This is a genomic window from Morganella morganii (assembly GCF_019243775.1).
In the GTDB taxonomy this organism is placed as follows: Bacteria; Pseudomonadota; Gammaproteobacteria; order Enterobacterales; family Enterobacteriaceae; genus Morganella; species Morganella morganii.
Map to the genome: position 1 here is coordinate 3,420,426 of NZ_CP069157.1, position 14,511 is coordinate 3,434,936.

Annotated in this window: 9 protein-coding genes, 1 tRNA gene, 2 rRNA genes and 1 riboswitch; of the genes, 6 read left to right on the forward strand and 6 right to left on the reverse strand. The window is 50.0% G+C overall.

The window, feature by feature from the left end:
• Positions 1 to 10: 10 nt before the first annotated feature.
• From JL661_RS16425 to btuB, 5 genes are all read right to left on the reverse strand, one after another.
• A 23S ribosomal RNA gene (locus JL661_RS16425) occupies positions 11 to 2,917 on the reverse strand.
• Positions 2,918 to 3,229: 312 nt separating this feature from the next.
• A tRNA-Glu gene (locus tag JL661_RS16430) sits at positions 3,230 to 3,305 on the reverse strand.
• 80 nt (positions 3,306 to 3,385) lie between these two features.
• Positions 3,386 to 4,934 (reverse strand): 16S ribosomal RNA (locus JL661_RS16435).
• Together the 16S and 23S rRNA genes with 1 tRNA gene alongside form the textbook arrangement of a ribosomal RNA operon.
• Positions 4,935 to 5,311: 377 nt before the next feature.
• Positions 5,312 to 6,178, reverse strand: coding sequence for a glutamate racemase (gene murI / locus JL661_RS16440; protein ID WP_036424778.1), 867 nt, complete (start codon positions 6,176 to 6,178; stop codon positions 5,312 to 5,314).
• Positions 6,123 to 8,033, reverse strand: a complete 1,911-nt coding sequence (gene btuB / locus JL661_RS16445; protein WP_036424781.1) for a TonB-dependent vitamin B12 receptor BtuB — start codon at positions 8,031 to 8,033, stop codon at positions 6,123 to 6,125. Before btuB ends, murI begins: the two co-directional genes overlap by 56 nt.
• A 65-nt stretch (positions 8,034 to 8,098) precedes the next feature.
• Positions 8,099 to 8,284, reverse strand: a riboswitch (cobalamin riboswitch).
• 107 nt (positions 8,285 to 8,391) lie between these two features.
• On the opposite strand from btuB, the gene trmA reads away from it, so the two are divergent.
• The 6 genes from trmA (at position 8,392) to JL661_RS16475 (ending at position 13,053) form a co-directional block, all read left to right on the forward strand.
• A complete protein-coding gene (gene trmA / locus JL661_RS16450) occupies positions 8,392 to 9,492 on the forward strand; it encodes a tRNA (uridine(54)-C5)-methyltransferase TrmA (protein ID WP_062773321.1) in 1,101 nt (366 codons plus the stop codon).
• Positions 9,493 to 9,927: 435 nt separating this feature from the next.
• Positions 9,928 to 10,617, forward strand: coding sequence for a DUF4198 domain-containing protein (locus JL661_RS16455; protein WP_036424784.1), 690 nt, complete (start codon positions 9,928 to 9,930; stop codon positions 10,615 to 10,617).
• Between the two features lie 9 nt (positions 10,618 to 10,626).
• Entirely contained in the window at positions 10,627 to 11,139 is a 513-nt protein-coding gene (locus JL661_RS16460; RefSeq protein ID WP_004904707.1) for a nickel ECF transporter, read from the forward strand.
• 13 nt (positions 11,140 to 11,152) lie between these two features.
• Positions 11,153 to 11,785: a cobalt transporter CbiM gene (cbiM, locus tag JL661_RS16465; RefSeq protein WP_004237994.1), complete on the forward strand. Its 633-nt coding sequence runs from the start codon at positions 11,153 to 11,155 to the stop codon at positions 11,783 to 11,785.
• Entirely contained in the window at positions 11,778 to 12,494 is a 717-nt protein-coding gene (locus JL661_RS16470) for an energy-coupling factor transporter transmembrane component T family protein (RefSeq protein ID WP_004237993.1), read from the forward strand. Before cbiM ends, JL661_RS16470 begins: the two co-directional genes overlap by 8 nt.
• Positions 12,409 to 13,053: an energy-coupling factor ABC transporter ATP-binding protein gene (locus tag JL661_RS16475; protein WP_015422339.1), complete on the forward strand. Its 645-nt coding sequence runs from the start codon at positions 12,409 to 12,411 to the stop codon at positions 13,051 to 13,053. The genes JL661_RS16470 and JL661_RS16475 overlap by 86 nt, the downstream gene beginning before the upstream one ends.
• A gap of 64 nt (positions 13,054 to 13,117) precedes the next feature.
• On the opposite strand, the gene JL661_RS16480 is transcribed toward JL661_RS16475, so the two are convergent.
• Positions 13,118 to 14,452, reverse strand: coding sequence for an NCS2 family permease (locus JL661_RS16480; RefSeq protein WP_004237991.1), 1,335 nt, complete (start codon positions 14,450 to 14,452; stop codon positions 13,118 to 13,120).
• Positions 14,453 to 14,511 lie beyond the last annotated feature (59 nt).

A 14,511-nucleotide genomic window follows, 5' to 3' on the forward strand; every position in this document is an offset into this window, starting at 1 on the left:
TCGGTGTTGTCAGGTTAAGCCTCACGGTTCATTAGTACTGGTCAGCTCAACGCATCGCTGCGCTTACACACCCAGCCTATCAACGTCTTAGTCTCAAACGTTCCTTCAGGACCCTTAAAGGGTCAGGGAAGACTCATCTCGAGGCAAGTTTCCCGCTTAGATGCTTTCAGCGGTTATCTCTTCCGCACTTAGCTACCGGGCAATGCAATTGGCATCACAACCCGTACACCAGTGGTGCGTTCACTCCGGTCCTCTCGTACTGAGGAGCAACCCCTCTCAATCTTCCAGCGCCCACGGCAGATAGGGACCGAACTGTCTCACGACGTTCTAAACCCAGCTCGCGTACCACTTTAAATGGCGAACAGCCATACCTTGGGACCTACTTCAGCCCCAGGATGTGATGAGCCGACATCGAGGTGCCAAACACCGCCGTCGATATGAACTCTTGGGCGGTATCAGCCTGTTATCCCAGAGTACCTTTTATCCGTTGAGCGATGGCCCTTCCATTCAGAACCACCGGATCACCAAGACCTGCTTTCGTACCTGCTCGAGCCGTCACTCTCGCAGTCAAGCTGGCTTATGCCTTTGCACTAACCGCATGATGTCCGACCATGCTTAGCCAACCTTCGTGCTCCTCCGTTACTCTTTGGGAGGAGACCGCCCCAGTCAAACTACCCACCAGACACGGTCCCCAATCCAGATTATGGACCCGGTTAGAACATCAAACGTTAAAGGGTGGTATTTCAAGGATGGCTCGTGCAGACTGGCGTCCACACTTCATTGCCTCCCACCTATCCTGACACATCAAGGCTCAATGTTCAGTGTCAAGCTATAGTAAAGGTTCACGGGTCTTTCCGTCTTGCCGCGGGTACACTGCATCTTCACAGCGAGTTCAATTTCACTGAGTCTCGGATGGAGACAGCCTGGCCATCATTACGCCATTCGTGCAGGTCGGAACTTACCCGACAAGGAATTTCGCTACCTTAGGACCGTTATAGTTACGGCCGCCGTTTACCGGGGGCTTCGATCAGAAGCTTCGCCTTGCGGCTGACCTCATCAATTAACCTTCCGGCACCGGGCAGGCGTCACACCGTATACGTCCACTTTCGTGTTTGCACAGTGCTGTGTTTTTAATAAACAGTTGCAGCCAGCTGGTATCTGCGGCTGGCTTCAGCTCCATGGGTAAACCACTTCACCTGCAGTGCCAGCGTGCCTTCTCCCGAAGTTACGGCACCATTTTGCCTGGTTCCTTCACCCGAGTTCTCTCAAGCGCCTGAGTATTCTCTACCTGACCACCTGTGTCGGTTTGGGTACGATTAATGGTAACCTGAAGCTTAGAGGCTTTTCCGGAAGCAGAGCATCAATCACTTCACCACCGTAGTGGCTCGTCGTCACGCCTCAGTGTTAACAACCGACCGGATTTGCCTGGTCAGTCCACCTGCACGCTTAAACCGGGACAACCGTCGCCGGATGATTTAGCTTTCTCCGTCCCCCCCTTCGCAGTTACCACCAGTACGGGAATATTAACCCGTTGCCCATCGACTACGCTTTTCAGCCTCGCCTTAGGGGTCGACTCACCCTGCCCCGATTAACGTTGGACAGGAACCCTTGGTCTTCCGGCGTGCGGGTTTTTCACCCGCATTATCGTTACTTATGTCAGCATTCGCACTTCTGATACCTCCAGCAACCCTCACAGGTCACCTTCACAGGCTTACAGAACGCTCCCCTACCCGACAATATTTACATATCGCTGCCGCGGCTTCGGTGCATAATTTAGCCCCGTTACATCTTCCGCGCAGGCCGACTCGACCAGTGAGCTATTACGCTTTCTTTAAATGATGGCTGCTTCTAAGCCAACATCCTGGCTGTCTGAGCCTTCCCACTTCGTTTCCCACTTAATTATGACTTTGGGAACCTTAGCCGGCAGTCTGGGTTGTTTCCCTCTTCACGACGAACGTTAGCACCCGCCGTGTGTCTCCCGTGATAACATTCTCCGGTATTCGCAGTTTGCATCGGGTTGGTAAGTCGGGATGACCCCCTAGCCGAAACAGTGCTCTACCCCGGAGATGAGTTCACGAGGCGCTACCTAAATAGCTTTCGGGGAGAACCAGCTATCTCCCGGTTTGATTGGCCTTTCACCCCCAGCCACAAGTCATCCGCTAATTTTTCAACATTAGTCGGTTCGGTCCTCCAGTTAGTGTTACCCAACCTTCAACCTGCCCATGGCTGGATCACCGGGTTTCGGGTCTGTACCTGCAACTAATTCGCCCAGTTAAGACTCGGTTTCCCTGCGGCTCCCCTATCCGGTTAACCTTGCTACAGAATATAAGTCGCTGACCCATTATACAAAAGGTACGCAGTCACACCCCGAAGGGTGCTCCCACTGCTTGTACGTACACGGTTTCAGGTTCTTTTTCACTCCCCTCGCCGGGGTTCTTTTCGCCTTTCCCTCACGGTACTGGTTCACTATCGGTCAGTCAGGAGTATTTAGCCTTGGAGGATGGTCCCCCCCATATTCAGACAGGATAACACGTGTCCCGCCTTACTCATCGGACTCACAACACCAGTGCTTTCAGATACAGGGCTATCACCTGCTGTGGCCAGCCTTTCCAGACTGTTCTCTTAACACTGATGCTGATTAAGGTCCTGGGCTGCTCCCCGTTCGCTCGCCGCTACTGGGGGAATCTCGTTTGATTTCTTTTCCTCGGGGTACTTAGATGTTTCAGTTCTCCCGGTTCGCTTCATTACCCTATGTATTCAGGTAATGATAGTGCAACGAATTGCACTGGGTTTCCCCATTCGGAAATCGCCGGTTATAACGGTTCATATCACCTTACCGGCGCTTATCGCAGATTAGCACGTCCTTCATCGCCTCTGACTGCCTAGGCATCCACCGTGTACGCTTATTCGCTTAACCTCACAACCCGAAAGTGTCTTATCCGACAGGCTGTGCTTTGCGATTTCTTTGTCGGGCGGTGCTCGTGATGCTCACATACCTGAGTATGCTCCGCTCACTGTGCTCCGGCCTCCGCGAAATAACTTCGCTCGCCGTGTCGTAGTAACACGTTCTGTTGCTTGGCTGAGAGACTCATCAATATTACCTCGGTGATAATATTGATTGTTTCAATTTTTCAGCTTGTTCCGGATTGTTAAAGAGCATAATTGTTAAGCTGACTCTTGAATCAGCTTAATCATTATTTGCAGATGACTTTCACTCATCCGCGCAGACTGGCGTCCCCTAGGGGATTCGAACCCCTGTTACCGCCGTGAAAGGGCGGTGTCCTGGGCCTCTAGACGAAGGGGACATTAGTCAGCTTCGCAGACGCTCTCTGCTCATTTTCTATCAGACAATCTGTGTGAACACTCACATTCAGTATCAACTAGGTAAGGAGGTGATCCAACCGCAGGTTCCCCTACGGTTACCTTGTTACGACTTCACCCCAGTCATGAATCACAAAGTGGTAAGCGCCCTCCCGAGAGGTTAAGCTACCTACTTCTTTTGCAACCCACTCCCATGGTGTGACGGGCGGTGTGTACAAGGCCCGGAACGTATTCACCGTAGCATTCTGATTTACGATTACTAGCGATTCCGACTTCATGGAGTCGAGTTGCAGACTCCAATCCGGACTACGACGTACTTTTATGAGTTCCGCTTGCCCTCGCGGGGTCGCTTCCCTTTGTATACGCCATTGTAGCACGTGTGTAGCCCTACTCGTAAGGGCCATGATGACTTGACGTCATCCCCACCTTCTTCCGGTTTATCACCGGCAGTCTCCTTTGAGTTCCCGCCATCACGCGCTGGCAACAAAGGATAAGGGTTGCGCTCGTTGCGGGACTTAACCCGACATTTCACAACACGAGCTGACGACAGCCATGCAGCACCTGTCTCAGAGTTCCCGAAGGCACCAAAGCATCTCTGCTAAGTTCTCTGGATGTCAAGAGTCAGGTAAGGTTCTTCGCGTTGCATCGAATTAAACCACATGCTCCACCGCTTGTGCGGGCCCCCGTCAATTCATTTGAGTTTTAACCTTGCGGCCGTACTCCCCAGGCGGTCGACTTAACGCGTTAGCTCCGGAAGCCACGCCTCAAGGGCACAACCTCCAAGTCGACATCGTTTACAGCGTGGACTACCAGGGTATCTAATCCTGTTTGCTCCCCACGCTTTCGCACCTGAGCGTCAGTCTTTGTCCAGGGGGCCGCCTTCGCCACCGGTATTCCTCCACATCTCTACGCATTTCACCGCTACACATGGAATTCTACCCCCCTCTACAAGACTCTAGCTGACCAGTATCAGATGCAATTCCCGGGTTAAGCCCGGGGATTTCACATCTGACTCAATCAACCGCCTGCGTGCGCTTTACGCCCAGTAATTCCGATTAACGCTTGCACCCTCCGTATTACCGCGGCTGCTGGCACGGAGTTAGCCGGTGCTTCTTCTGTCGGTAACGTCAATTGCCAAGGTTATTAACCTTGACACCTTCCTCCCGACTGAAAGTACTTTACAACCCGAAGGCCTTCTTCATACACGCGGCATGGCTGCATCAGGCTTGCGCCCATTGTGCAATGTTCCCCACTGCTGCCTCCCCGTAGGAGTCTGGGCCGTGTCTCAGTCCCAGTGTGGCTGATCATCCTCTCAGACCAGCTGAGGGATCGTCGCCTCAGGTAAGCCGTTACCTCACCTACTAGCTAATCCCCATATGGGTTCATCTGATGGCGCGAGGCCCGGAGGTCCCCCGCTTTGGTCCGAAGACATTATGCGGTATTAGCTACCGTTTCCAGTAGTTATCCCCCGCCATCAGGCAGATCCCCATACATTACTCACCCGTCCGCCGCTCGTCAGCGGAGAAGCAAGCTTCTCCCTGTTACCGCCCGACTTGCATGTGTTAGGCCTGCCGCCAGCGTTCAATCTGAGCCATGATCAAACTCTTCAATTAAAAGTGTCTGATGCTCAAAGAATTAAACTGTTTACTGCTGCTTATTACTAAGCTGCTGTATTGGTCACTCTTCAAGACTTCTCAAAAATATATTTTTTGTGATATGTCCTGCGAGTGCCCACACAGATTGTCTGATAAATTGTTAAAGAGCAGTTGCAACCTTCGCTGCCGTTGCCGGTCTTCTGCGTTGTTGCGAGGCTGCGTATATTACGCTTTCCTCATTTGGTGTCAAGTATTTATTTTCAGACTTTTCACCTTGTTATCTCAGCAGACTTCGCGTTCTGTGCTGTGACAACGGATGCGCATTATAGGGAGTTTTCATCTGACCGCAAGGGGTAATTTATAAAAATGTGCTGACTGCTGATTAATGCAGCAAATCATCCTGTAATCGTCAGTTTTTTCAGCGATTCGAGTCCCAATTGCTGCAAAACAGGCTGTAATTTCTGTGTCGTTTCATCATTCCGCATGCAATACGCCACATTTTTTTCAGCGGTTAAGTGATGAGGTTTCTCGCTGTTATTGATTAACCACTGCACGCGGCGGGCAATCGCCGCCCCGGAATCCACCAGCCGGGTGCCGTCGGGTAATGCTGATTTCAGTTCTTCGGCAATCAGCGGGAAGTGAGTGCATCCCAGAACTACTGTGTCAGGTGGCTCTTTCATATTCCGCCACGGCGCAAGGATAGTTTCCAGGGCACCTGCCGGAATCGCCTCACCATACAGCTTGCGCTCTGCGAGTTCGACCAGCTCCGCCGACCCTAGTAGTGATACCTGACACTCAGAAGCAAACCGGTCAATCAGTTCCCGGGTGTAAGCCCGTTTTACCGTTGCCCGCGTTGCCAGCAGCCCGACCAGGCCGTTGCGTGTCAGTTTCGCTGCCGGTTTAATCGCCGGAACCACGCCGACCACCGGAATATCAGACATTGCACGCAGTGCAGGCAGCGTAATAGTGCTTGCGGTATTACAGGCAATGACAATCACTGCCAGCGGATGCTGCAGAGCAATCTGGCGGACAATCTTAGTCACACGTTCGACAATAAAGGCTTCGGTTTTTTCACCGTAAGGAAACGCCTCATTATCGAATGCATATATATAGTGGAGATCAGGAAGTAATTTTCTTACTTCCTGATAGACAGATAAACCGCCCATGCCGGAGTCAAACAGCAGCACTGTCGGGCGGGTTTTCGGATCAGAAGTTGTAGCTTCCTGTGAGGAAGTATTCGCGGCCAGCGGTTCGATAGCCATACGCAGTCTCGTAGTCTTTATCAAACAGGTTAGCTACTTTACCACGAATTGTCAGATGGTCAGTGATCGGATATGCAGCTGTGATATCAAAAACACTTGTTCCACCCAACGATACACTTTCAGTTTTATAGGTTTTGTCGTTATAAAACTTATCTGCCCGCTGACTGATATACTGATATGTCACGCCCATATCAACATCAGTAATCACCCAGTCCAACTGGTATTTTACCTGCTGTCTTGCCCTGCGATCTAATCGTTCATTAGTATCTTTATTTCTTGCATCCAGATACTGATAAGTCAGCTGATGGTGGAAAATGCCCGTATCCATCTCACCGACCCATTCCAAACCTTTGAACTCAGCCTTGCTGCGGTTACTGTATGTACTGACCATACCGATATCATATTCGATGAGGTTTTTGATCTCATTACGATAACCGGATAATTTCCATGACAATGGTCCGGTATCACCCTCCAGACCTAGTTCCCACTGTTCACTTTCTTCAGGCTTCAGATTTGAATTTCCTTTCAATATTCCTCCGCCATCAAATACTGTATCCGCATAAAGCTGACCTAATGTCGGCGCTTTGAAACCTGTTGCATAAGAACCGATGACACGATATCCATCAATAAATTCCCAGCCAGCACTTGTCTGCCAGGTTGTATGCCATCCGAATTGAGAATGATGATCAGAGCGTACTGCCCCTTCCAAAATAAAATTATCAATCTGCTGTTGTGCAGTCAGATATAACCCAGTATCAGAGACGGATTTACTTTCTGCGGTAAGCGCTGTACCCGGTTCTGTTTCCTGTTTCTGATAATCAACCCCAGCGTTGATACTGCCATAGCCCACACGGTAATTGTTACCCCACTGGACTGAATACTGTTTTGAATTGTCTAATGTTGCACTTTTTTCATAACGCCCGTAACGGTTATCATAGTTGTAATCTTTGACCCTACTGTAGCTCATGAGCAATTGGGAGGAGTAATCATCCTGATTAAAAGTTACGCCTGCATCATACGTGCGGTTTTCCAGCTCGCGGCGGTCATTCGCAGGATCTTCCGGTCGCGACCACTCTGCTGATTTCATTGCAAAGTATTTGCTGCGATTATCATATCCATAAGCTCGGCCATATACTGAAAACTGCTCATTCAGCTTATGATTGACGTCCAGCCAATATGTTTTATTCATGAACCCATAATCACGGCCGCTAGGTGTGTAATAGCCATCATAGTCATTACGAATTTCGAAACCTTTGGAGTAGGTATATGCTCCCGCAGCAGTGACCCTCGTATTTTCGCCAATCTGCTGCTGAGTGGTTCCGGTATAATTCTGATAGCCGTGTGAACCAATACCCGCTGTGATATTTGAGCCGATGTCATCGCGGATAGTAATTATATTCAGCACACCACCTATGGCATCCGAACCATACACAGCAGAACGTGCACCACGGATATACTCAACCCGCTGTACCAGTGCCACCGGGAACTGATTCAGATCCGGCTGACCGGAAATACCGGCATTATTCAGACGGACACCATCTATCAATACCAGTAAATGTTTTGCGTCTGTCCCGCGAACCGATACTGTACTGTTCTGGCCCAGACCGCCGCTCTGTGTCACATCCACCCCCGGTAACCGGCGCAGAATATCGACGACAGAATTCGACTGCCACTTATCTATCTCTTCACGGGTCACAACGGTTACCGGCGCCAGCACAGACGAAACCGGCTGCTGGAATCGGTTAGCAGAAACAATTATCTGATCATCATTAGTATTAGCAGAAGCGCTAAACGATAACGCGGAAAACACGGCCAGTCCGACAGCGGACAGCGCATAAGGCGAGGTCATTTTCATTTTTTCCTGAGCACCCACATATATATAAAGAGGATGCCACCCGTCTGCTTTGTAGCGTCAGCAGGACGGACGACAAATCTTCGGCAGGTCTTCGGACTCAGGAGGGTACCACATTATTCCCCGCAACGACTTCCCGTCATTTATAACAGTGTCATCGTGTTGCTTTTACCATTACCGCTGCGCGCCAGTTCCGGAATTTCACCGGATTCCCTTTTCATTCTTATGAAGAAACCGAATTATCATGCTACGATCCGGTTTTAAAACCTGTCCAGAGTAAGATATCTGAATTGTCGGGCGGGACACTTTATTCATAAACACACGAACAATTTTTGTGATCAGCAAAACGGATCGACGCGCCATGCATAACACGTTACCTATTGAAAATTATGAAGAACAACTTGCGGAGAAGGTAAGAAGTCTGCAAACAATGATGCAGCCTTTTCAGGCGCCGGATGCTCACGTATTTGCGTCACCAGTTTCACACTACCGGATGCGCGCCGAATTCCGTATCTGGCATGAAGGGGATGACCTCTGGCATATCATGTTTGATCAGCAGACCAAACAGCGTATCCGGATTGATACCTTCCCGGCCGCAAGCCAGCTGATTAATGACATGATGCAGGCCATTTTGCCGTTACTGAAACAGACTCATCTTCTGCGTCATAAACTTTTTCAGATTGATTATCTGTCGACACGCAGCAACAAAATTATTGTTTCCCTGCTCTATCATAAAAAACTCGATGACAGCTGGACAGAGGCCGCTAAAACATTACGGGCACAATTGCAGTCACAGGGTTTTGATTTACAGTTGATTGGCCGTGCCTCTAAAACAAAAATCATGCTGGATAATGATTATGTTGATGAAGTTTTACCGGTCGCAGGTAAAGAGATGATTTACCGCCAGGTTGAAAACAGCTTCACGCAGCCGAATGCAGCGGTCAATATTCATATGCTGGAGTGGGCACTTGCCGCGACAGAAGGTTCACAGGGCGATTTGCTGGAGCTGTATTGCGGTAACGGTAATTTCTCACTGGCGCTGGCGCGTAATTTCCGCCGCGTGCTGGCAACCGAAATCGCCAAACCGTCAGTGGCTGCCGCGCAATATAATATCGATGCTAACCATATCGATAATGTGCAGATTATCCGTATGTCCGCGGAAGATTTCACACAGGCGATGCAGGGCGCGCGTGAATTTAACCGCCTGGCGGGAATTGATCTGTCCTCTTATGAATGTAATACCATATTTGTCGATCCGCCGCGCAGCGGACTGGATGCGGAAACCGTTAAACTGGTTCAGGGCTACGAGCGGATTATGTATATTTCCTGTAATCCGGAAACATTATGTGAAAATCTGGAAACACTGAACCAGACACATGATGTCGTGCGGCTGGCGCTGTTTGATCAGTTTCCGTACACCCCGCACATGGAAAGCGGCGTTTTGTTGATCCGGCGCGGATAAGTTGTTACGTGTTTCCCCGGAAAGTTCTTGATCGTTGATCAGGAACTTTTTTACTTTATGAGTTTATATCAATTATTTCTTTATGATCTCCGGCTGGCGCCCCGGTTTTCTTGATTCATCAGAATGATCCACTGAGCCCGCTGATAAACGGTGAAAAATACATCATAAAGTGACATTTAAATCCTGTAAATATTCATTCAACGAATATTCATTACACTCATAACATTTCAGAGACAAAAAATAACCCTCACGCAATAGATTAACAACCCGCCCAAGACCATTAAAAAAAAACGTTTGCGGTAAATAAATATTTAACAATTTACTGTGAGCTATTCCTGATATTAATTATTCTTCTGAATTTAAGGTCTTATTTTCATTTTCACTCATCTATACTCGGCCGTAAATAATCCCGCAACTTAATCGAAAGGTATTTTTATGTCTCTGAAGAAAATGACGTTAATTTCAGCCGCCCTGTTATTTGGTAGTTTTCAGGCAAATGCGCACAATATTTGGATTGAACAAACTGACGGCTCTGATTATGTTGTCCGTTTTGGTCATAATCCGACAGAAAAATATCCGGAAAATAAATTAAAACCGGTTCAGGCTGTAATGCATGACGGTAAAGTGGAAACCGTCAGTACCACCTTTAAAGATGGCGAAGCTTACTTTGTCATGCCTGAGAGTGCATCCATTATATTATTAGGTTACGACAACGGTGTCTGGAGTAAATTAAAGAATGGCCGCACCGTTGAGAAAAATAAAATTGAAGTACCGGATGCAGAGTTCAGCAAGAACCCGATTAAATTCAGCAAAAATATCGTTAAGTGGGATGACAACGCTACAAAAGTCTTTAACACCCCTTATGAGCTGGTACCGATGACCAAACCGGTGGCCGGTCAGGAGTTTGAGATCAAAGCCCTGAAAGATGGTCAGCCGCTGGAAGGCATGAAAATCGCCAAAAGCGAAGAAGACCCGGGAGTGCTGACCAACAAAGACGGCCTGGCAAAATTCAAAGCTGAAAAAGGTGCCAATAAAGTTTACGCCGAATACAAACTGGATACACCGGATAATAAAGAGTACGGGTTCCAGCAGCTGGAATATGTTTTATCTTTTGACGCTGAGTAATTAAACGTTATGAAATCTGTTTATTTATTTGCCATTTTACTGATTAACGGGGTGCTGTTGGCAACAACAGCACAAGCTCACTCCATGCATGTGGTTGCACAGCTGGAAGGGAATGTGATCAGCGGCCAGTCTTATTATTCTGATATGTCTCCGGCAAAAGATACTTATGTCGGTACGTATCTGAAAGGCCACGAAGATGATGAAATATCCGGAAAGACCGATGAAAAAGGGTATTTTAAAATCGAAGTCCCGGCGACCGGTGATTATATTCTCTATGTTGAAGGTGATGAAGGGCACAAAGTGGAAACGGAAGTTCCGGTTATTTCCGCCTCAGCTAACACCGGCAGCAGTGATTCCTCTTCCGGTTATATTCAGATCCGCCAGGATATTGACCAGCTGAAGAATAAAATCTATCTGCAGAATATTCTCGGTGGTGTGGGCTATATCGTGGGTATTTTCGGTGTGATTGCATTCTTCCGTGCCCGTGAATTAACAAAGCAGGCCGCTAAAAACGCCGCATAACAGGAGGAAGACCATGCATTTATCTGAAGGCGTATTACATCTTCCTGTTCTGGCCGGTGCCGGTGTGGTGGCTGCGGCCGGGGTTGCCATCGGCATCCGCCAGCTGGATACCTCGCGTCTGTCACTGGCAGCCCTGTTCGGGGCGGCATTCTTTGTTGCCGGTACCATCCATGTGCCGATCGGGGTCAGCAGTGTGCATCTGATCTTAAACGGACTTGCCGGATTGTTCCTCGGCTGGGCGGTTTTCCCGGCATTCCTGATTGCCCTCGCGCTGCAGGTGCTGTTTTTCTCCTTCGGCGGCTTTGCGGTTCTCGGGGTTAACCTGTGTAATATCTCTATCCCGGCGCTGCTGGTCTATTACCTGTTCCGTAACTCCCTGCGTCCGGGGCTGAGTCAGGGACGTCTGGTTTATCTCGGGGTAATGGCCGGGGTTATCGGTACGCTGGGTACGGTGTGCCTGACCTCGCTGGCACTGGTGCTCGACAGCGGTAAATCCTATATCGATCTGGTCTGGCTGCTGTTTATCGGACACCTGCCGATTTTTGTCACCGACTCCCTGATCAGTGTGGGGATCCTGCTGGCGCTGGCCAAAATGCGTCCGGCCTCCCTGATGGTCAATCAGCCCGGGCAGCATACCTATGGATAAATGGCTGCCTCCTCACCGGCGCCTGCTTCTTGCTGTTCTCTGGGCTTTTCTGCTCAGCGGTATCCGGCAGACCGACTGGCTTATTGCCGGTCTGTCGGGTGCTTTTCTGCTGTTTGTTGTCTGCCGCCGCCGTCAGTTGGGCCGTTCACTGCTGACGGTGCTGAAACTGAATATTTTCATCCTGTTTGTCTGGCTGACACTGCCGTGGAAAATTGAGAGTCAGGGCATTGTTCAGTCCCCGGCCGGGGTGTTTCTCGCCCTGCAAATCACGCTGAAAATGAATGCGATTCTGCTGTTTGTCTCTGCGATGCTGACAAACATGACAGATATCGATCTGGCGTGTGCGGTGAAACGTTATCCCCTGCCCGATAAACTGATAAAGCTGTTTATTCTGACTATCCGTTATATCGCGATTTTCAGCGAAACCAAACAACAGCTTGAAACGGCCATGAAAGCCCGGGGATTCCGCAAAGGGATGAATAAACGGACATTTACCATGTTGTCCCAATTGGTCGCCCTGCTGCTGATCAAAGCCATGCACAAAGCGGAAACCACTGAAATGGCGCTGAAAGCCCGGGGTTTTTACGCGCGTCCGTCTTCTGTTAATACAAAAAGGTCTGTTAATGACGTCCCAAAATCCCCTGATTCAGGTCAGCAATCTGGTTGTCAGCCGCAACAATGCGCCGATAATTCAGGATCTGAGCTTTGAACTGAACGCCGGAGAACGGCTTTTTCTGTGCGGTGATATCGGCAGCGGGAAATCAACACTGCTGCACACACTGTTAGGTTTTATCCCGTTCACCGGGGATATTTCGGTTTTCGGTAAATCCCGTCTTTCCGAAGATGATTTCACAGAGGTGCGCGGCCCTCTGGGATTGCTGTTTCAGCATCCGGATGATCAACTGTTCGGCCCGGGTGTGCTGGATGATGTGATGTTTGGTCCGCTGAATATGGGGATGACACAGGATGCGGCGCGGGAACGCGCTTTACAGTGCCTGGAAATGCTGGATATTGTCCGGCTGAAAGACCGCGCTGTGACTGAGATTTCCGGCGGAGAGAAAAACTTCACCGCACTGGCCGGTGTGCTGGCAATGTCGCCGTCTGTTCTGTTGCTGGATGAGCCGACCAACGGACTCAATGAGAAAAATATTCAGCGTCTGGAAGACATTCTTACACAACTGGATCTGCCGATGATTGTGGCCTCGCATAATCAGCAGTTTACACAGCGGATGGCGCACTGCGTGATCCCGTTCCCCTGCCGCTCCTGAGCCTGATATAAAAAACCCGGCAGCGGTTGTCCGGCTGCCGGGGGTCTGTTCAGACGGATCGTAATCAGGCGTCCACAAATACCATTTTAAGAATAAACAGCAGCGATACCACCACCACACACAGGTTCAGCTCACGCCAGCGGCCGGTACCCAGCTTCATTGCGCAGTAAGCGATAAACCCTAATGCAATCCCTTCTGTGATAGAGAAGCTGAACGGCATCATCACGGCAGTCACAAACGCCGGAACGGATTCGGTCAGATCATTCCAGTTTACCCGCACCAGGCTGGAGGTCATCAGCACACCGACATAAATCAGTGCCCCTGCAGTCGCATAGGCCGGCACCATTGACGCCAGCGGTGAAATAAAGATAGCCGCGAGGAACAGCAGGCCGACCACGATAGCTGTCAGGCCGGTACGCCCGCCGACAGAAACCCCGGAGGTACTTTCAATAAATGCGGTAACAGAGGACGTCCCCATCGCAGAACCGGCGACGGAGCTGATGCTGTCCACATACAGCGCTTTTTTCATGTTCGGGAAACGGCCTTTTTCATCCGCCAGCCCGGCCTTATCAGTCACGCCGATCAGGGTGCCGGAGGAGTCAAACAGGTTCACCAGCATAAACGAGAAGATAATCCCGGCGAGAGATAAATCCAGCGCGCCCATAATATCAACATGGCCGACAACCGAGGTGATTCCCGGCGGCACATCAAACACGCCCTTGTAGGTCACATCCCCGAGGAAAAGTCCGATGGAGGTTGTCACCACAATCGATACCAGCACCGCAGCATGGATATTGCGCGCGGCCAGAATGGCGATAATAAAGAAGCCCAGTGCACCCAGCACCACACTGTGATCGGTAAACTTACCGATAGTCACCAGGGTATCCGGGTTCGGCACAATAATACCGGCGTTTTTCAGCCCCATCATGGCGATAAACAGCCCGATACCACTGGTGATACCGACCCGCAGACTCAGCGGGATATGGGCAATCAGCCAGTAACGGATGCGCAGTAAGGTCAGGATAAACAGCCCGACCGCACCCCAGAAAATCGCGCCCATCGCCACTTCCCAGGAGTAGTGCATCGCGCCTACCACCACAAAGGCGAAAAAGGCATTCAGCCCCATTGCCGGCGCAACCGCCACCGGCAGGTTAGCAAATAACCCCATTCCGATACTGCCGATGGCAGCGATCAGACAGGTGGTGACAAACACCGCTTTGATGTCCATCCCGGCGAACGAGAGGATCTGCGGGTTTACAAAAATGATATACACCATGGTGAGGAAGGTGGTCAGCCCGGCAATAATTTCTGTGCGGACAGTGGTACCGTGTTCCTGTAATTTGAACACGCGCTGGAGCAGGCCCTGATGAGGATCAGTGCCGGAAGTCGGAGTAGTCATGAATAAGAAGTCCCGGAAATTTGTTTTTTTCGGCTTATCCTACCGCATCGTTTTCAAAA

What these genes read in the sequence shown, in the direction of transcription:
- JL661_RS16475 (WP_015422339.1), top strand. Translation starts at nt 12,409, where the DNA reads ATGACGTCCCAAAATCCCCTGATTCAGGTCAGCAATCTGGTTGTCAGC.
- trmA (WP_062773321.1), top strand. Translation starts at nt 8,392, where the DNA reads ATGCATAACACGTTACCTATTGAAAATTATGAAGAACAACTTGCGGAG.
- cbiM (WP_004237994.1), top strand. Translation starts at nt 11,153, where the DNA reads ATGCATTTATCTGAAGGCGTATTACATCTTCCTGTTCTGGCCGGTGCC.
- JL661_RS16455 (WP_036424784.1), top strand. Translation starts at nt 9,928, where the DNA reads ATGTCTCTGAAGAAAATGACGTTAATTTCAGCCGCCCTGTTATTTGGT.
- JL661_RS16480 (WP_004237991.1), bottom strand. Translation starts at nt 14,452, where the DNA reads ATGACTACTCCGACTTCCGGCACTGATCCTCATCAGGGCCTGCTCCAG.
- btuB (WP_036424781.1), bottom strand. Translation starts at nt 8,033, where the DNA reads ATGAAAATGACCTCGCCTTATGCGCTGTCCGCTGTCGGACTGGCCGTG.
- JL661_RS16470 (WP_004237993.1), top strand. Translation starts at nt 11,778, where the DNA reads ATGGATAAATGGCTGCCTCCTCACCGGCGCCTGCTTCTTGCTGTTCTC.
- JL661_RS16460 (WP_004904707.1), top strand. Translation starts at nt 10,627, where the DNA reads ATGAAATCTGTTTATTTATTTGCCATTTTACTGATTAACGGGGTGCTG.
- murI (WP_036424778.1), bottom strand. Translation starts at nt 6,178, where the DNA reads ATGGCTATCGAACCGCTGGCCGCGAATACTTCCTCACAGGAAGCTACA.